Annotated in this window: 16 protein-coding genes and 1 tRNA gene; 8 read left to right on the forward strand and 9 right to left on the reverse strand. The window is 60.6% G+C overall.

Annotated elements, in window-relative coordinates; translation table 11 throughout:
• Positions 1–8 precede the first annotated feature (8 nt).
• Positions 9–242 carry a hypothetical protein gene (locus tag ACA053_RS14310; protein WP_109631148.1) on the reverse strand — a complete coding sequence of 78 codons (234 nt, stop codon included), beginning with the start codon at positions 240–242 and terminating at the stop codon, positions 9–11.
• A 139-nt stretch (positions 243–381) separates the two neighbouring features.
• Between ACA053_RS14310 and ACA053_RS14315 the strand changes: the two genes are divergently transcribed.
• Complete coding sequence (locus ACA053_RS14315; RefSeq protein WP_109631150.1) at positions 382–918, forward strand: hypothetical protein; 537 nt, start codon at positions 382–384, stop codon at positions 916–918.
• 56 nt (positions 919–974) lie between these two features.
• Here the strand turns inward: ACA053_RS14315 and ACA053_RS14320 are convergent, their stop codons facing one another.
• The 6 genes from ACA053_RS14320 to ACA053_RS14345 all read right to left on the reverse strand — a co-directional run bounded on the left by ACA053_RS14320 (position 975) and on the right by ACA053_RS14345 (position 6,908).
• A complete protein-coding gene (locus ACA053_RS14320; RefSeq protein ID WP_109631154.1) occupies positions 975–1,451 on the reverse strand; it encodes a PA2171 family ribosome-binding persister protein in 477 nt (158 codons plus the stop codon).
• A gap of 414 nt (positions 1,452–1,865) precedes the next feature.
• A complete protein-coding gene (locus tag ACA053_RS14325) occupies positions 1,866–2,162 on the reverse strand; it encodes a hypothetical protein (RefSeq protein WP_109631157.1) in 297 nt (98 codons plus the stop codon).
• Between the two features lie 191 nt (positions 2,163–2,353).
• Positions 2,354–3,697 carry a cation:proton antiporter gene (locus ACA053_RS14330; RefSeq protein ID WP_497318037.1) on the reverse strand — a complete coding sequence of 448 codons (1,344 nt, stop codon included), beginning with the start codon at positions 3,695–3,697 and terminating at the stop codon, positions 2,354–2,356.
• Between the two features lie 46 nt (positions 3,698–3,743).
• Positions 3,744–4,355: a Yip1 family protein gene (locus tag ACA053_RS14335; RefSeq protein WP_109631161.1), complete on the reverse strand. Its 612-nt coding sequence runs from the start codon at positions 4,353–4,355 to the stop codon at positions 3,744–3,746.
• 254 nt (positions 4,356–4,609) lie between these two features.
• Positions 4,610–5,467: an SDR family oxidoreductase gene (locus ACA053_RS14340; protein ID WP_497318039.1), complete on the reverse strand. Its 858-nt coding sequence runs from the start codon at positions 5,465–5,467 to the stop codon at positions 4,610–4,612.
• Between the two features lie 286 nt (positions 5,468–5,753).
• Complete coding sequence (locus tag ACA053_RS14345) at positions 5,754–6,908, reverse strand: MalY/PatB family protein (RefSeq protein WP_497318041.1); 1,155 nt, start codon at positions 6,906–6,908, stop codon at positions 5,754–5,756.
• 355 nt (positions 6,909–7,263) lie between these two features.
• Here ACA053_RS14345 and fdnG point away from each other — a divergent pair, with 355 nt between their 5' ends.
• The 7 genes from fdnG to ACA053_RS14380 all read left to right on the forward strand — a co-directional run bounded on the left by fdnG (position 7,264) and on the right by ACA053_RS14380 (position 16,324).
• The gene (gene fdnG, locus ACA053_RS14350) at positions 7,264–10,329 is read left to right on the forward strand and encodes a formate dehydrogenase-N subunit alpha (RefSeq protein ID WP_497396048.1); all 3,066 of its coding nucleotides are present in this window, start codon (positions 7,264–7,266) and stop codon (positions 10,327–10,329) included.
• Positions 10,330–11,265 carry a formate dehydrogenase subunit beta gene (fdxH, locus tag ACA053_RS14355; protein ID WP_109631175.1) on the forward strand — a complete coding sequence of 312 codons (936 nt, stop codon included), beginning with the start codon at positions 10,330–10,332 and terminating at the stop codon, positions 11,263–11,265. It abuts the gene before it with no gap.
• Positions 11,262–11,915, forward strand: a complete 654-nt coding sequence (locus tag ACA053_RS14360) for a formate dehydrogenase subunit gamma (protein ID WP_497396050.1) — start codon at positions 11,262–11,264, stop codon at positions 11,913–11,915. The genes fdxH and ACA053_RS14360 overlap by 4 nt, the downstream gene beginning before the upstream one ends.
• Positions 11,916–11,919: 4 nt before the next feature.
• On the forward strand, positions 11,920–12,846 hold the full coding sequence (gene fdhE / locus ACA053_RS14365) for a formate dehydrogenase accessory protein FdhE (RefSeq protein ID WP_497396052.1): 927 nt from the start codon (positions 11,920–11,922) through the stop codon (positions 12,844–12,846).
• A gap of 50 nt (positions 12,847–12,896) precedes the next feature.
• Positions 12,897–14,318 carry an L-seryl-tRNA(Sec) selenium transferase gene (gene selA / locus ACA053_RS14370; RefSeq protein ID WP_497396054.1) on the forward strand — a complete coding sequence of 474 codons (1,422 nt, stop codon included), beginning with the start codon at positions 12,897–12,899 and terminating at the stop codon, positions 14,316–14,318.
• Positions 14,315–16,222 carry a selenocysteine-specific translation elongation factor gene (gene selB, locus ACA053_RS14375; RefSeq protein WP_497396165.1) on the forward strand — a complete coding sequence of 636 codons (1,908 nt, stop codon included), beginning with the start codon at positions 14,315–14,317 and terminating at the stop codon, positions 16,220–16,222. Before selA ends, selB begins: the two co-directional genes overlap by 4 nt.
• Before the next feature lie 6 nt (positions 16,223–16,228).
• Positions 16,229–16,324, forward strand: a tRNA-Sec gene (locus ACA053_RS14380).
• Positions 16,325–16,541: 217 nt separating this feature from the next.
• Here the strand turns inward: ACA053_RS14380 and ACA053_RS14385 are convergent.
• Together ACA053_RS14385 and ACA053_RS14390 are read right to left on the reverse strand one after the other, a co-directional pair.
• Positions 16,542–17,852, reverse strand: a complete 1,311-nt coding sequence (locus ACA053_RS14385; RefSeq protein WP_497396056.1) for an OprD family porin — start codon at positions 17,850–17,852, stop codon at positions 16,542–16,544.
• A gap of 66 nt (positions 17,853–17,918) precedes the next feature.
• Entirely contained in the window at positions 17,919–18,572 is a 654-nt protein-coding gene (locus ACA053_RS14390; RefSeq protein ID WP_094467459.1) for a hydrolase, read from the reverse strand.
• Between the last annotated feature and the right edge of the window lie 139 nt (positions 18,573–18,711).

The following is an 18,711-nucleotide window of genomic DNA, read 5'->3' on the forward strand; positions in this document are numbered from 1 at the left end:
CATTGCGCTCAGCCGTTAGCGTTCTTCCTGAAGCCGCGCAAGTTCATGGCACACAGGCAAAACTGCAACACGATCAATGCATAGGCGTGGGTGTGGTAACCCCAGATCACCCACAGCAGGTTGCTGACGATAAAACAGCTGAAGCCCCACACCCTGCGCGAGGGTGTTTGTGAGCCGATCAACCACGCTGCCAGCACCGTGACCAGCATTGCCGGCCATTGCACCCAATCAAGAGAGTCCATGCGTGTCCTTAAAGTCAGAGTCTGTATCTGAGGGGACCACGGCGGCGAAGTAGCGTTCGAGCGAACGCGCATTGAGTCCGGCTGAACTTTACTCGGAAAGGTTTCTTCTAAACGCTTTCCCAGCCCATGTGTATGTCCCGTGCCCAGAATACTGACCGAACCTGCCGCCGAAGAAGCTTTATCCGAGCACAACGCCAAGATGTTCGGCTCACCAAAGGAGCGCCTGGATTTCTACCGCCGGGAAATCCAGTACGAAACCAGCATCCTCGCCAATCGAACCGATGCTTACCTGGCAGCGCAATCGTTTCTTGTAATTGCCTTCGCGTCCTGCATGTCCAACCTCAATCCCGAGTGGGGAAAACTCTTCACCCTGGTGGTGCCGCCGTTCCTTGCGTTGCTTGGGCTGCTCAGTTCGCTGAACGCCTGGCCGGGGATTCGTGCAGCCTACGACATCATCGATCACTGGCACTTCAAGCAGAGTGAGTTGTTGCGCAGCGAGCCATTGATGGGGCTGGCTTACGATGAGTCGCCGCTGTTCAGCGAAATGGAATCGTCCCACAAGGGTTATCGTAAATCGCTGCTGTTTTCCGTGCGCACGCCATGGATCTTCGCGACGTTCTGGGTTTTGCTGGGCAGCTACGCGGTTTACATTCAGGTGACCAACCCTGGCGGCTGATCCGCACATGCAAAAAGCCCGGCAAATGCCGGGCTTCTTTACATAAGTCACCCCAATCATGCTGCCAGATTAGGCGTGCTCATTTCTTTCTTGTACTGGGCTTTCAGCGTTTCCATCTGCGCACCCAACTCTTCGAGGGTGGCTTTGCCCAGCAGCTTTTTGGCCTGAGGGAACATTTCGGTTTCCTCTTCTTCGATGTGGTGTTCCAGCAGCTCCTTGACCACTTTCACACGACCTGCGAATTCCGGGGTGGATGGGTCGGTGACTTTCAGGTCCGGCAGCACCAGCGAATCCACAGTGCGATGTTCTTCCTTGGCTTCGTAATACATGACGTCCTGTTCCTTGCCTCCGGCCTTTTTATACGCTGGATACAAGACTTCCTCTTCGAGGCGGGTATGGATGGCAATTTCCATTTCAAGCTTGGCCAGCAGTTCGGTGCGTTTTTTAACGCCACGCTCGGTGGACTCGCTCAATTGGGTCAGGATGCCCTTTACACGTTCATGGTCGGCTTTCAACAGGTCGATGGCGTTCATGGTCGAATCTCTCAAATAGTCACGGGGATGGGCGCAAACGGTCTCATGGCCGTAGGTCGCTCATTGTCCTGGAGCATTTGTCGTGCCGACTTTGACTCATCAATAAAACCATATAAAACAACAGGTTGAAAAGGCTGATGGCGAACTGAGGTCGTGCAGGCTGCATGAGTCCGGAAATTGACTCATGCAGTTCGCGGCGTGAATTTTTCCCTCGAAAAATGTGAATTTTTAGCATCTTATCGCCGATCAGATTCGCACCACCGAAACCGTGCTTGCCACCTTGAGACTGGAGGGCCGCAGTCTAAGCGGTACCGGTGATGTAACACCTGACTACCAGGCAGCAAAGAGCCCGGCAAATAGCCGGGCTCTTTAGTCAGTGAGCCACAGAATGAGGCGCGCCTGGTGGGCGGCGGCTCAAGCCCGGTCTTCAAGCCGCTGGCGCAACCGGTGAGAGTTGTTCACCGACATCGGGATCGGCGGAAAATCTTCGTTGAGCACGCGCAGATGCTCGATCGCTTCCTGAAACTTCAGATCAGCCTTCCTGCGCATCGCTCGATAGCGTTCAAACCGTTCCATGTCCATCTCGCCGCCCTCAAGCATCTCGAAGGCGCAGCGGTTCAACGCCTGGGCGTCTTCGAACATCTGGCGATTGCATTCCAGGGCGAACGCCCGGCAGGCTTTGATTTGATCGGGGGTTGAACATTGGATCATGACCGGCACCTTAATCTGTTTCGAGGTCCCTTTTTGAAGGCATCGTTGCCACAGTGGAACCGAACCTGTCGGGTCCCGCCGTGCTGAAAAATCAGGCGGAATTAAGGTTGTGACTACCGGGTTGCGCAGGGATTTCAAATATCTGAGCGCGAAAATTCGATGGATCCCACCGTGAACAGGCTGACAAAAAATCAAATAACCTGTTTCTTACGCCGCTCATACCGGGCGAGGGTGGGTTGCGTGCTGACCCCGTGAATCAGGATGCTTAACGCAACCACGGACAAGGTCAGGTCCATACACAGCGTCGACACAGACTGGCCCAACCCGTGATTCACGGCGTAGAACAGGTAAAACAGACTGCCGATGCCACGTATGCCAAACCAGCCGATCAACATTCGCTGGCGCCAATCGAGCAATCGCCCCCACGGCATCACTGCGACACTCAAAGGGCGAATCAGGAAAAACAATACCCCGCCGAGCAGCAGGGCGCGCCAGTCCCAGTGAGCGATCAGCACAACGCCGAGCAGCGTCACCAGAAACACTTCCATGGCCCGCTCCACAAGGCTGCCGAAGGCGAGCATGTCCCCCATCATGATGCCCGCAGCGACCTGAGTGTCTTCAAGATTGTCGGTATCGCCATGCACAGCGTGTTGCGGTTCGACGTTCTGGTGACCGACCACAGGCTGGACCAAATGCTCGGCCGGCAGTTCGTCACTGTCTGTGGAGCTGACTTCCTCCTGGCGCAATCCGAGGCCGGCGGCGAATACCGACAAAAACCCGTAGGCGTGGATTGACTCGGCTCCGACATATGCCAACGCGATCAGGGCGAGGGCGAGGTAATCGTTCGGGGACAGCGTGCTGTCATCATTCTTGATACGCAGCGCCAACGTCAGGCGCCCGATGCCGCGTCCCATCCAGTAACCCGTCAGCAAACCCGCCGGAACGGCCCAGATCAGACTGTGCAACACCCAGTCGCCAAACCAGCCGGGGTTACCCTCGTGTTGCAGCAGGAGCAGGCCGAGGATGACGAACGGAAACGCAATCCCGTCATTGAGCCCGGCTTCACCGGAGAGGCCAAACCGCACGCTGTCGTCATCCCGCGCGTCGTTGACTTGGACGAGCGCGGCGAGCACCGGATCGGTAGGCGCCAGGATCGAGCCGATCAGCACTGACGCGCCCCAAGACAACTGCAGCGCGTAATGCAGCAACAAGCAGATGCCGATGATGGTCAGCAGCATGACCGGGCCGGCCAGGCCGATCGCAATCCTCCAGTTTTTATGCTTGAGCGGCGAGCGCAATTTCAGGCCACAGACAAACAACGAAAAGATCACCGCGACTTCCGTCAGGTGCTCCATCCAGATCGAAGCCTCAGCGGTGTCCAGCTTCAACAGCCCGAACCCGGCCGGCCCGATGGCAGCCCCCAGCACCAGGCACACCGCAGATGTGGTCACCGGCATCCAGCGCAGGTAGGACGAGGTCAGCGCCAGCGTCAGCAGTACTGCACCCAACACGGCCACCCATAAAATGAAACTCATGTTCGGTTCTCGCAGGGGGTGGGCCGCGTGTGTGGGCCTTTAGGGATCAACCGACCGTCGCGCGCAGGTATTCAGGCGTCAGCACGTTGAACCACAGCAGAATCATCTCAACCAGAATAGTCACCAAAACCAGAAGGCCGACGCCCCAGACGCACGCCGCATTCAGCAGGCCTTGCTCCTTGCGTTCGTGCATGAAGGTTGGCAGGCCGACAAACAGCAAAAACGTCGAGTAGAGGGAGGCGGCGCCCAATACCGCAATCGCCAGCCAACGACTCGGGTACAGCCCGGCAAACCCGGCCAGGAAGAACGGCGTCGCGGTGTAGGCGGCAAAACCGATGCATTGATTGAGGGTCGGCCGCGCGTCGAAGGTGCGCGACATCCAGCGGATGAACCCTCCCATCACAGCCACGCCGGCGATGATGGTGATGTACAGCAGCACGCAGAGTTGCAGGGCACTTTGGGTGCTGAGCTTGACGGTTTCGTTCTCGGCCAGGCTCCAGCCGACATAAGTGGTGCCGATGAACAGGCAGACGGCAGGGATCAACGCGAGCAGCAGCAAATGCGCGAGGTAATGGCGCGGGTGTGCTTCCTCTTCGCGGCGAATATCCGTCCAGGCGAAGTTGGGTTGGGTGAAGAGTTTGACGATAGGTGCGGACATGACGACCTCCTCGAACGGCCCGTGATGGGGGGCTAAACGTATTGATCAGGGAGATTTGTCAGGGGTTCATTTTTTTGCGCGCTCGCTGAGGTCTATGTAGCAGCTGCCGAGCAACGCGAGGCTGCGTTCGGCTGCGAAGCAGTCGTAAACCCGGCACGTACGGTTTACCTGAAACACCGTGGCTGAATGGTTTTACGACTGCTCCGCAGCCGAACGCAGCCTCGCGCTGCTCGGCAGCTGCTACAAGAAATCGATCACAGCATCGGTTTACCGCCGGTCACGCCGTAGCGCTGGCCCGTGATGTAACTGGCCTCGTCCGACGCCAGCAGCACATAAATCGGCGCCACTTCCACCGGTTGCCCCGGGCGGCCCAGCGGGGTTTGCGAGCCGAAGTCCTGCACTTCTTCATCGGGCATGGTCGAGACGATCAGCGGCGTCCAGATCGGTCCCGGTGCCACGCTGTTCACACGGATGTTTTTCGGCCCAAGCATCTGCGCCAGGCCGCCGGTGAAGTTGGCGATCGCGCCTTTGGTTGTGGCGTAAGCGAGGAGAGTAGGTTTGGGCATGTCCGAGTTGATCGAACTGGTGTTGATGATCGAACTGCCGGCCTTCATGTGCTTCATTGCGGCCTGGCAAATCCGGAACATGGCCGTGATGTTCACGTCGAAGGTCATCACCCATTCTTCGTCCGGGATGTCTTCGAAATTCTCGTGAGTCATCTGGAAGGCCGCGTTGTTGACCAGAATATCGATCCGCCCAAAGCGCTCGACCGTCTTGTCCACCAGGGCCTGGCATTGCGCTTTCTGTGCGATGTCGCCGGGCAGCAGCACGCATTGGCGTCCGGCCTGTTCGACCCAGCGTGCGGTTTCCTGCGCGTCTTCATGTTCATTGAGGTAGGCGATCGCGACGTCGGCCCCTTCACGGGCGAAGGCGATGGCCACCGCGCGGCCGATGCCGCTGTCAGCCCCGGTGATCAGGGCGATCTTGCCGTCCAGCCGGCCCGAGCCTTTGTAACTTTGTTCGCCACAATCCGGGTACGGCTCCATTTTCTTTTGCGAGCCGGGAACGGGCTGGGCTTGTTTCTTGAAGGGTGGTTTTGGGTAGTCAGTCATGGCAAATCTCCGATCTCGGGGCACAGGATTCAAAGGGTTGACCCTGGTGTTTTGCCTTGAGTTCGGTTGGATTTCGGTGCGTTCACAAAACACCGAATCCACGTTAATTCCTTGTAGGAGCGACCTGTGGTGAGGGGATTTATCCCCGTTGGGTCGCGAAGCGGCCCCAGCGTCCGATCAGACAGACCGGGTTGTCCGGATTCACGACTGCTTCGCAGCCGAACGGGGATAAATCCCCTCGCCACAGGTAGCTCCCCCAGGGGATTTGTTGTGTTGCCGAGGGGTATCAGGCCTTGAGGCTGCGCAAGCTGCGCTCCATGCGCGCCAATCCTTCTTCCAGCAACGCCCGTGGGCAGCCGAAGTTCAGGCGCACGAATTGCCGGGCGTTATCGCCGAAATCCAGGCCAGGGCTCAGGCCGACCTTGGCATGGTCCAGGAAAAATTGCTGCGGATTGTCCAGCCCCAGCGCCGAGCAATCGAGCCACGCCAGATACGTGCCTTGCGGGATGTTCATCGTCACACCCGGCAATCGGCTGCGAACCGCTTCCACCAGGTAATCCCGATTGCCTTGCAGATACGCCTTCAACCCGGCCAGCCACGGGCCGCCTTCGCTGTAAGCCACGCGAGTCGCTTCCATGCCCAGCGGGTTGACGCTGTCGACCATGCCGCAACGGGCATGATTGACCCGCGCACGCACCGCGGAGTCCTGAATGATCATGAAGGAGGTTTTCAATCCGGCAATGTTGTACGCCTTGCTCGCCGACATCAGGGTGATGGTGCGCTTAGCGATCTCAGGGCTGAGCGAAGCCGTGGGGATGTGCTCGCGCCCGTCGAAGCACAGCTCGGCGTGAATCTCGTCAGAGATGATCCACGCGTTGTGTTCAAGGCAGATATCGGCCACCGCTTGCAGCTCTTCCCGTGGGAACACCTTGCCCAGCGGGTTATGCGGATTGCTCAGCAGCAGCGCACCGCCGCCTTTCAGTGCCTGACTCAAGGCCTCGATCTGCGTGCCGTAGGTGCCGTCAGCCAACGCGTCGAATTCCAGTTCAACCTTGTTCAAGCCCCAATGACCCGGCGCATGACGCAGCGGCGGGTAGTTCGGCACCTGAACCACCACGTTCTGTTGCGGCTCGACCAACGCCTTGAGAGCCATGTTGAAACCCGACTCCACGCCCGGCAGGAAGATCAGTTCCTCCGGCAAGACGCGCCAGGCGTATTTGTTCCAGAGGTCGGCGACGATGGCGGCGCGCAAATCGTCCTGAGGCACGCTGTAACCGACCATCGGGTGTTCCAGGCGTTTGCGCAGGGCTTGCAGGATGACCGGCGGCGCGGCGAAGTCCATGTCGGCGACCCACATCGGCAACACGTCGGCCGGGTAGCGGCTCCACTTGGTACTGCCGGTGTCGTGGCGGTCGAACACCTGATCAAAATCGAAGGTCATGCTCAGTCTCATAAAAACGGGGTTGAACGTGGCGCCATGATAAACGCCAAGCCCCTGTGGGAGCGAGACGGTAATCGCCCGAACAGCACAAAACCCTGTGGGAGCGAGCCTGCTCGCGATGGCGTCAGCTCATTCAACATCTATGCAAACTGACCCACCGCTATCGCGAGCAGGCTCGCTCCCACAGGGTTATGTGTGATGGCTGGAATACGGGCACTGCCCGATGGTCGGTTTTCATGCAGTCAGTTCTCCCATTGGCTAGAGTTTGAAATGTCGGTAGTTACGCTGCCGGCACCGTGATCGTCCAGAAAAACCCGGCAAAAGTACCGGGTCTCCACCTGATCAGGAGTGCACGATGGACCTCAACCGTCGTCAGTTCTTCAAGGTCGCTGGTATCGGCCTTGCGGGCTCGAGCCTCGGCGCGCTGGGCATGCTCCCGGCGCCTGCCTTCGCCGAGCAGGTACGCCATTTCAAACTCGCCCACACCCATGAAACCCGCAACACCTGCCCGTACTGCTCGGTCGGCTGCGGGTTGATCATGTACAGCCAGGGCGATACCGCCAAGAACGTCGCGCAAAGCATCATCCACATCGAAGGCGATGCCGACCACCCGGTCAACCGCGGCACGCTGTGCCCCAAAGGCGCGGGCCTGCTCGACTTCATTCACAGCCCCGGGCGCCTGCAATATCCGCAAGTGCGCAAGCCCGGCAGCAGCGAGTGGACGCGTATCTCCTGGGATGAAGCGCTGGACCGCGTCGCCGACCTGATGAAGGCCGACCGCGACGCCAACTTCATCGAGAAGAACGACAAGGGCCAAACGGTGAACCGCTGGCTGACCACCGGTTTCCTCGCGGCCTCGGCGGCGTCCAACGAAGCGGGCTACATCACCCACAAGGTCATTCGCAGTCTCGGCATGCTGGGGTTTGATAACCAGGCGCGTGTCTGACACGGCCCGACGGTGGCAAGTCTTGCCCCGACGTACGGCCGTGGTGCCATGACCAATCACTGGACCGATATCGCCAACGCGAATCTGATCCTGGTGATGGGCGGCAACGCAGCAGAAGCGCACCCGTGCGGTTTCAAATGGGTGACCGAAGCCAAGGCGCACAACAAGGCGCGTCTGATCGTGGTCGACCCGCGTTTTACCCGGACCGCCTCGGTGGCCGATTATTACGCGCCGATCCGTACCGGCACCGACATCGCCTTCATGGGCGGGCTGATCAATTACCTGCTGACCGAGGACAAGATCCAGCACGAGTACGTGCGCAACTACACCGACGTATCGTTCATCGTCAAAGCCGGGTATGGCTTCGAGGACGGCATCTTCAGTGGATACGACGTGGCCAAGCGTGCGTATACCGACAAGTCCGGCTGGGGTTATGAACTCGGCGAGGACGGCTTCGTCAAGGTCGACCCGATTCTGCATGACCCGCACTGCGTCTATCAATTGATGAAGCAGCATTACAGCCGATACAACATTGAACTGGCGAGCCAGATTTGCGGAATGCCGGTCGATGCCATGCAGAAGATCTGGGAAGAAATCGCCACCTGCTCGCAACCGGGCAAGACCATGACGATTCTCTATGCGCTGGGCTGGACCCAGCACTCGATCGGCTCGCAAATCATCCGTAGCGCGGCGATGGTGCAACTGCTGTTGGGCAACGTCGGCATGCCGGGCGGCGGCGTCAACGCCTTGCGCGGGCACTCCAACATCCAGGGTTTGACTGACCTCGGCCTGCTGTCCAACTCGCTGCCGGGCTACCTGACCCTGCCGGGTGATGCCGAGCAGGATTACACCGCCTACATCACCAAACGCACGCAAATGCCGTTGCGTCCGGGGCAACTGTCCTACTGGCAGAACTACAGCAAATTCCACGTCAGCCTGATGAAAGCCTGGTACCGCGACAACGCCACGCTGGAGAACAACTGGGCTTACGACTATTTGCCGAAACTGGACATTCCCAACTACGACATCCTCAAGGTGTTCGACCTGATGGGCCAGGGCAAGGTCAACGGCTATATGTGCCAGGGCTTCAACCCCATCGCCGCGCTGCCTGACAAAAACCGCGTGATGGCGGCACTGGCCAAGCTGAAATGGCTGGTGGTGATGGACCCGCTGTCCACCGAAACCTCAGAGTTCTGGCGCAATGTCGGGCCGTACAACGATGTGGAAACCGCCGGTATCCAGACCGAAGTGATTCGCCTGCCCACCACCTGTTTCGCCGAGGAGGACGGCTCGCTGGTCAACAGCAGCCGCTGGTTGCAATGGCACTGGAAAGGCGCCGACGGACCGGGCGAAGCGCGCACCGACGTGCAGATCATGAGCGAGTTGTTTCTGCGCCTGCGCCAGCGCTATCAAGCCAAGGGCGGCGCTTATCCCGACCCGATCCTCAAACTGTCGTGGCCGTACAAGATTGCCGACGAACCCTCGCCGGAAGAACTGGCGCGAGAAATCAACGGCTATGCCACTGCCGATTTCACTGATGCCACCGGCGCGACAATCAAGAGCAACGCGCAACTGGCCGGTTTCGGCCAGCTCAAGGACGACGGCAGCACGGCTGCCGGTTGCTGGATTTTCTGCGGCAGCTGGACCGAGACCGGCAACCAGATGGCCCGGCGCGACAACAACGACCCATACGGCATGCATCAACATCAGGGCTGGGCCTGGGCCTGGCCGGCCAACCGGCGGATCCTCTACAACCGCGCTTCGGCCGACCCGCAAGGCAAACCGTGGGACGAGAAAAAGCGCTTGGTTTGGTGGAACGGCAAAGCCTGGGGCGGCACCGACGTGCCGGACTTCAAGGCTGACACGCCACCGGAAGCCGGGATGAATCCGTTCATCATGAACCCCGAAGGCGTCGCGCGATTCTTCGCCGTCGACAAGATGAACGAGGGCCCATTCCCCGAGCATTACGAGCCGTTCGAAACCCCGATCGGTATCAACCCGCTGCACCCGCAAAACAAGAAAGCCACCAGCAACCCGGCGGCGCGGATCTTCGATTCGGTGTGGGATTCCCTCGGGGTCGCCAAGGACTATCCGTACGCGGCGACGAGCTATCGCTTGACCGAGCATTTCCACTTCTGGAGCAAGCATTGCAAGCTCAATGCGATTTCCCAGCCGGAACAATTCGTCGAGATCGGTGAAGTGCTGGCCAAGGAGAAAGGCATCGTGGCCGGCGATCGGGTCCGCGTCAGTTCCAAGCGCGGGCATATCGAAGCGGTGGCGGTGGTGACCAAGCGGATCCGTCCGTTGCAGGTCAACAATCAGGTGGTGCACCAGATCGGCATCCCGCTGCACTGGGGATTTACCGGCCTCACGCGCCACGGTTACCTGACCAACACCCTGGTGCCGTTCCTCGGCGATGGCAACACACAGACCCCGGAATCCAAGTCATTCCTGGTCAACGTGGAGAAAGTCTAAATGGCCAGCCAAGACATCATCGCCCGTTCGGCCACCACCACGGTCTCGCCATCGGTGCGCAATCAGGAGGAAGTGGCCAAGCTGATCGACACCACCAAGTGCATCGGCTGCAAGGCCTGTCAGGTCGCCTGCTCGGAATGGAACGAGCTGCGCGACGAGGTCGGCCACAACCTCGGCACCTACGACAACCCGCAGGACCTCAGCGCAGAAACCTGGACCCTGATGCGCTTCACCGAGCATGAAACCGATGCCGGCAACCTCGAATGGCTGATCCGCAAGGACGGCTGCATGCATTGCGCTGAACCCGGTTGCCTGGCGGCGTGCCCAAGCCCGGGAGCGATCATCAAGCACGCCAATGGCATCGTCGATTTCGATCAGGACCATTGCATCGGCTGCGGTTATTGCATCACCGGTTGCCCGTTCAACATTCCACGGATCTCGCAAAAGGATCACAAGGCCTACAAATGCACCTTGTGTTCAGACCGCGTTGAAGTGGGGCTGGAACCGGCCTGCGTGAAAACCTGCCCGACCGGCGCGATCGTGTTCGGCACCAAGGAAGACATGAAGGAGCACGCCGCCGAACGCATTGTCGACCTGAAAAGCCGCGGCTTCGATCACGCCGGTTTGTACGACCCCGAAGGCGTGGGCGGCACGCACGTCATGTACGTGCTGCATCACGCGGACACGCCGACGCTCTACGCCGGTTTGCCGGGCAGCCCGACGATCAGCCCGTTGGTGGAATTGTGGAAGGGCGTGAGCAAACCCTTGGGCTTGCTGGCGATGGGCCTGGCGGTGCTGGCCGGGTTCTTCCACTACGTGCGCGTCGGCCCGCAAGTGGTTGAAGAGGATGAGTTGCCGCCGCTCAACGACCCGGCGGTGCATGAAGTCGATCCATCGGTGCACACCTTTGATCCGCGCGGGGAGGACAGACCATGATCCGCAGACAGATCCTGCGCTACACCTCGAACCAGCGTACCAATCACTGGCTGGTGGCGATTCTGTTTTTGATGGCGGCGCTGTCGGGGCTGGCGTTGTTTCATCCGGCGCTGTTCTGGCTCAGCCATCTGTTCGGCGGCGGACCGTGGACGCGCATCCTGCACCCGTTCATGGGGGTGGTGATGTTTGTGCTGTTCCTTGGTCTGGTGATCCAGTTCTTTCGAGCGAATTTCTTTATCAGCAATGACCGCTTGTGGCTCCGGCGCGTCGGGCGGGTGATGCGCAACGAAGAGGAGGGCGTGCCTCCCATCGGCAAGTACAACCCGGGGCAGAAACTGCTGTTCTGGATCTTGCTGCTGTGCATGCTGGTGTTGCTGTTCAGCGGGCTGGTGATCTGGCGTGCGTACTTCAGCGAATACTTCGGCATCACCTCGATTCGCTGGGCGATGCTGCTGCATGCCTTGGCCGGTTTTGTGCTGGTGCTGAGCATCATCATCCACATCTACGCCGGCCTCTGGATCAAAGGCTCGGTCAGCGCCATGGTGCATGGCTGGGTCAGCCGCGCCTGGGCGAGGAAGCACCATGAGCTCTGGTACCGGGAAGTGACCCGGGACGAGCACTCTGATCCGCCGATCAACAAAAAAGGATAACGACTTGGCGACGATTCTTGAGCCGGGAGAGATCGAAGCGGCGGCGGGTTCACCACCGTTCCTGCACCTGCCACCGAGCAACCTGTTCGCGTTGCGGGCGTTGCGTCTGGAGAAACTCGCGGAAGGGCACCCGCTGGCCGATTACCTGCGACTGGTGATCGACCTGTGCCGCGTTCAGCAGAATCTGTTGGACGATCCACCTTTAACTGCGCCGCTCGACCGCGAACGCCTGCGAGTGTGCCAGCAACACGGTTTGCCACCGTTCGCTGCCGACAGTCTGGTGCGTGAGGACACCTGGTTGGCGTATCTCGACGCCTTGTTGCAGCGTTACTCGCCACCGCCGCACTCCGCTGTCGAGAAAGCCGCCGCCACCTTGCGCAACGCCAATAGCGGGCAACGCAAAGCCTGGGCGATCGCCTTGGTCAGCGGCCAATATTCGATGCTGCCGGCGGCGCTGGTGCCGTTCCTCGGCGCGGCATTGCAAGCCGCTTTCAGTCACTGGCTACTGAGTACGCCAAACCTCGTACTGAAACCCGGCGACAGCCTCAGCCAGTGCCCGGCCTGTGGTTCGCCGGCCATGGCCGGAGTCATCCGTCACCGTGGCAAACACAACGGTTTGCGGTATCTGGTGTGTTCGTTGTGCGCCTGCGAATGGCACGTGGTGCGGGTCAAGTGCGTGTATTGCGAACAAAGCAAAGGCCTGGAATACGTCAGCCTCGATGACGACCGCCATGCCGCCAATCAAGCGCCATTGCGCGCCGAAACCTGCCCCGGCTGCCGCAGCTACCTGAAACTGCTGTACCTGGAAAACGACGCCGAGGCCGAAGCGCTTTCCACCGACCTGACCAGCCTGATGCTGGACATGCGGCTGGAACAGGAAGGCTACGTGCGCCCGGCGCCGAATCTTCTGCTGGCACCCGGAGGCGACTAAGCACAACGGCTACACTCAGGCGCGACAGTCAACGTTTGCGGGAGCGCCTGATGCCTGCCAGATCCGCCAGCCCAGCCTTGCGGCTGCCTTCCATCGACAGTTTGCTGCGCCACCCGGCGTGTCAGCCTTTGGCCGAGCGTTACGGGCGTGACGCGCTGCTGGCCAGTCTGCGGCAGTTGCTGGATGACCTGCGCGAGCCAGTTCTGCTAAGCCAACTCGACGCCGTTGAACTCACCCCCGAAGTCTTGGCCGGCAGAGCCGGCGAGCGCCTGGCCCTGCGGCATCGCAGCCACGTACGCCGGGTGTTCAACCTCACCGGCACGGTGCTGCACACCAACCTCGGTCGGGCGTTGTTGCCGGACGAAGCCATCGAAGCCGTGCAAATGGCCGCCCGTTATCCGCTCAATCTGGAATTCGACCTGCACAGCGGCAAACGCGGCGACCGTGACGACCTGATCGAAGGCCTGATCCGCGAACTGACCGGCGCCGAAGCGGTGACCGTGGTCAACAACAATGCCGCCGCCGTGCTGCTGACGCTCAATAGCCTGGGCGCGCGCAAGGAAGGGATCATTTCCCGGGGCGAGCTGATTGAAATCGGCGGCGCCTTCCGCATTCCCGACATCATGGCCCGGGCCGGCGTCCGGCTGCATGAAGTCGGCACCACCAACCGCACCCATGCCCGGGATTACGAGGCCGCAATCGGCCCGCGCAGTGGTCTGGTGATGCGGGTGCATGCGAGCAATTACGCCATTGAAGGCTTCACCGCCCGGGTGCAGACGGCCGAACTGGCTGCGCTGGCGCATAAGCACGGTCTGCCACTGCTCGAAGACCTCGGCAGCGGCAGTCTGCTGGACCTGACGCGATGGGGTTTGCCCGCCGAACCCACGGTGCGCCAGGCGCTGATCGATGGCGCGGACATCGTCACCTTCAGCGGCGACAAGTTACTCGGCGGCCCTCAGGCCGGGTTGATCGTGGGTCGCAAAGACCTGATCGCAAAGATCAAAAAAAACCCGCTCAAACGAGCGTTGCGGGTCGACAAGTTGACATTGGCAGCCCTCGAAGCGGTGTTGGGTCTGTACCGCAATCCCGATCGACTGGCCGAACGGCTGCCGAGCCTGCGCCTGCTGACCCGACCGCAAGCCGACATCCTTGCTCAAGCCGAACGCCTGCAACCGTCATTGGCGCAGGCCGTGGGCAATGGCTGGACCGTCAGCGCGCTGCCGGCGCTGGGCATGATCGGCAGCGGCAGCCAACCGGTGGCGCGTCTGCCGAGCGCCGCTTTATGCCTGCGACCACAGGTCAGCAAGCGCCTGCGCGGACGGCAATTGCTGAACCTTGAGGCCGCGTTTCGTCAGCTGGCCATTCCGGTGCTGGGCCGACTTGACGACGACGCGCTGTGGCTGGACCTGCGCCAACTGGATGACGAAGCCGCGTGGCTGGCGCAACTCGATCAATTGCAGGTGCCGGGGTGATCGTCGGCACTGCGGGGCACATCGACCACGGCAAGACGTTATTGCTCCAGGCCTTGACCGGCCAGGCCGGCGATCGTCGGCGGGAAGAACGTGAACGCGGCATGACCATCGACCTCGGCTATCTCTACGCGGCGTTGGAACCGGGCGCGGCATTGACCGGTTTTATCGACGTGCCTGGTCATGAACGCTTCACCCACAACATGCTGGCCGGTGCCCAGGGCATCGATCTGGTGTTGCTGGTGGTCGCCGCGGATGACGGCGTCATGCCGCAGACCCGCGAACATCTGGCGATCGTCGAACTGCTGGGCATCCCTCGAGCCTTGGTGGCGATCAGCAAATGCGACCGGGTCGATCCTGCCCGCGTGCAGGCCGTGCGCGAGCAGATCGAAACCTTACTGGCGCCCGGACCTTTTGCCGGCGCGCCGCAGATTGCGCTGTCGAGCGTGACCGGGGAGGGCGTCGAGGCTTTGCGTCAGGCCTTGCTGGATGCGCAGCGTGATGTTCTTCAGCGCAGCACGAGCGGCGGTTTTAGGTTGGCGATTGATCGTGCCTTCAGCGTGGCCGGTGCCGGTATCGTGGTGACCGGCACCGCACTGTCGGGCCAGGTTGTTGTGGGCGACACGCTGATGCTCGGTCCGCTAGGAAAAACCGTGCGCGTACGTGGCTTGCATGCGCAAAATCAAGCCGCGGACAGCGCTTTTGCGGGTCAGCGAGTCGCGCTGAACCTGAGCGCCGAGCGTCTTTCACTGGAGCAGATTCACCGGGGTCACTGGCTGGTGGCGGAGTGGCTGTATGCGCCGACCCAGCGCCTGGATATCGAGATGCAGTTGCTGGTCAGCGAACCCAAGGCCTTCGAGCATTTCCAGCCGGTACACGTTCACTTGGGCACTCAGGACGTCACGGGGCGAGTGGCGCTGCTGAAGAGTTCCAGCCTAGCGCCAGGCGAGCGAATGTGCGCGCAAATCCTGTTGAATGCTCCGGTGCAGGCGGTGAAGGGCGATCCTTTGATTCTGCGTGACCAAAGTGCCCAACGCACCCTCGGCGGGGGTCGGGTGCTCGACCCGTTCGCGCCGACCCGACACCGCCGCAGCCCCGAGCGATTGGCGCAGCTCCAGGCACTCGCCACTCGCAATGAGCTGGAAGACGTCCTGCCTGCGTTATTGCTGAACAGTGAAACCGGGCTCGATCCGCAGCGCCTTGAGCGCCAGTTCAACCGGCCGCGTGACACCTGGGTGCTGCCCGCTAATGTCCGTTTAATCGATACACGCCAAGGTCCATTGCTGTTCAGCGCTGACCGCTGGGAGTCCCTGAAAGTGCCGTTGCTGGAACATCTGGCACGCTTCCACCAACTCGAACCGGACCAGATGGGACCCGACCGGGATCGCCTGCGCCGCTTCACCGGCACTGCGCTGGACCGTCCGACCTTCATCAGCCTGCTCGACGAACTGCTCGCTAGCGGCGCCCTGCATACCAGCGGGCCGTGGCTGCATTTGCCCGAGCATCAGGTGCGTTTGAGTGAAGACGATGAAGCCCTGTGGCAACAGCTGCAGCCGGTGTTCGAACAGGCCGGGTTCAATGCGCCGTGGGTGCGCGATCTTGGTCATGACGAAGCGGCGGTGCGCCAATTGCTGCGCAAGATGGCGAGGCTGGGGCTGGTGCACCAAGTCGTCCGCGACCTGTTCTACACCGACGCAATCATCCGCCGATTGGCGGCTATGCTTGTGCAACTGGCCGCGCAGGACCCGGTGATTCAGGTCGCGGCGTTTCGCGATGCAGTGGGCCTTGGCCGTAAGCGCAGCATCCAGATTCTCGAATACTTCGACCGGCTGGGCCTGACCCGACGCTTTGGCGACAAGCGCCATCTGCGTCTCGACAATGCCTTGGCGCAACGATCAGACAACTGACTTCAAGGAAGGCAATCGCGCCCGGTGGCGCGGCCGGGCTTCAAACCCGGTTGGGGACGGCATCCGTTCCCGGGCAGGTTCGACTCCGGCTGCCTTCCGCCATTTCCAGCGCCATTGATCTCCTGTGGGAGCGAGCCTTTGTGGTGAGGGGATTTATCCCCGTTGGGATGCGAAGCGGCCCCGAAATCGAAAACCACGGTGTATCAGGTATACCGCAAACAATGGTTTGACGACTGCTTCGCAGCCGAACGGGGATAAATCCCCTCACCACACAAGCCCACTCCCACTCTGGGACGGTGGTCACTGCATTACATTCCCCTCACAGATGCCCGACGTTCAGCGGGTACTGGATGACCACGTACACCCGATCAATGTCATCGCCGGCCTGCGCCGTATTGGCCCGATGCGACACATGGGACAGTTGCAGGGACAACCCCTTGGCCTTACCGGACTGCACGATATAGCGCAGGTCGATGTCGCGTTCCCAGTGTCGGCCGCCATCGCCTTGTTGCGGCACGTAGTTACCGACGGACTCATCAAAAGGGTTGTAGGCACCGCCCTTGGGCGCATGGGTGCCGTCGATCTGGCTGCCCATGACGTAGCGCGTCATGAAATTCAGGCCGGGTATCCGGAAGGTGCTCAAGTCGAGGTCGTAGCGTGCCTGCCATGAGCGTTCGTGGGCGCCGTTGAAGTCGGCGTACTTGATCGAGTTGGCGAGGTAGATCGAATCGCCGCCGACAAAATCGAACGGCGTGTCGCCATTGATTTTCTGATACGCCAGGGTGAAGGCATGCGCCGCGACGGTGTACTTGCCCGAGAGGCTGAACGCGGTGTTGTCGATGGCGCCGGCCAGCGCTTTGCCGGTGTCCCGCGTGTGGTAGAGGTTGGCGTCGAGCAACACGCCGGGCTGCTTCAGGTGCAGGTTGGCGTAATACTGGTGCCAGGTGTCGCTGAGCTCTGACGCGTAGAGCGCGCCGCCGACGGGGCGTTGGGTGAACAGGTCGGTGCCGAGAAACGTAATGCCGCCAGCTTCGGTGTTGGCACCGTAGCCGTAGAAGTTGCCCTTGCCCGAAGAACTGTCCTGGTTCTTGAACGCTGTGAAATGACCAGCCACCAGATTCATGTCATCGATTTCGCGGCTGTTCAGCAGCAAGCCTGTGGCGTATTCCGGTTGCAGGCGTTTGTCCGCGGTGTCGAACACCGGGGTTTCCACCATCATTTCACCGAAGGCCAAAGTGGTTCGCGAGGCTCTGATTTTCAGCGCGCCGCCGCCACTGGAATAGCTGTCTTCGCTACGCCCGTCATCATCCACGGGCAACAATCCGGTTCCGGAATGCCCCTTGCCGCCATCCAGTTTCAACCCCCAAAAGGCATGGGCATCCAGGCCAAAACCAAGCGTGCCGGGTGTGAAACCGGATTCAAAAGTGCTGATAAAGCCTTGAGCCCATTCCGCTTTATAGCTTTTGCCTGTCGGCGAAGGGGAGCGGTAATCGCTGTTGAGGTAGAAGTTACGGCTGAGTACATCAAGCGTCGCGCCATCCAGAAACCCTTGTGCGGGTTCATCCGCCAAGGCGGTTCCGGCGAATAGCATCGACAACCAACAGGGAAGGACTTGCTTGCGAAACTTCATCGTCAATCACCACAAAGCAACGACTGCGCAATGTCCGCAGTCGCTGGCTATTTACAGGAAAAGCGCTTAGTGGCCTTCCGAGGCACCGAACATGGTTTTGGCGTAGATCAGGCCAAGACCATAGGAGCCACCGTTGGCAATCGAGGTTTTCACGGTTTCTTCGTAGGTCTCGGTACGCGCCCAGTCGCGCTGCAGTTCGAGCAGGTATTGCAGCGAGGTCATTGGGCGGGCGCCGATCTGGATCATGCGCTGCATGGCCATTTCATGGGCTTCGGTGCTGACGTCGCCACAGGCATCGGCAATCACGTAGACCTCGAAACCCTGGTCGATGGCCGACAGCGCCGGGCCGACGATGCACACCGAGGTCCACAGGCCGGCGAGGACGATTTTCTGTTTGCCGAAGGCGTTGACTTCAACGGCGATGCGCTCGTCTTCCCAGGTGTTCATGCTGGTGCGGTCGATGACGTTGTGTTCCGGGAACACTGACTTGATTTCGTCGAAGATCGGCCCGGAAAAGCTCTTCTCGGCGACGGTGGTGAGGATGGTCGAGACCTTGAAGCCCCGCGCGGCCTTGGCCACCAGTGCGGCGTTGTTGCGCAGGGTGACGGCGTCGATCGACTTGGTCGCGAAGGACATCTGCGATTGGTGGTCGATCATGATCAGGGTGTGGTCGGTCGGGGTCAGCAGGGTTTTGCCGGGAACGGCTTTGGCGATGGCCATGGCGAGGTCCTTACGGGTGAGTGAGGAGGCCATGGTTGCGTAGATTCGGGCGGGGATATTGAGTCGATGTGCTGTGTTTGGGATTTTTGCGAGGACGCGTGAAGAACGGCCCCGCGCACTACCGGTCAGTGTGCGGGGC

It is taken from the genome of Pseudomonas sp. LBUM1672, assembly GCF_059695655.1.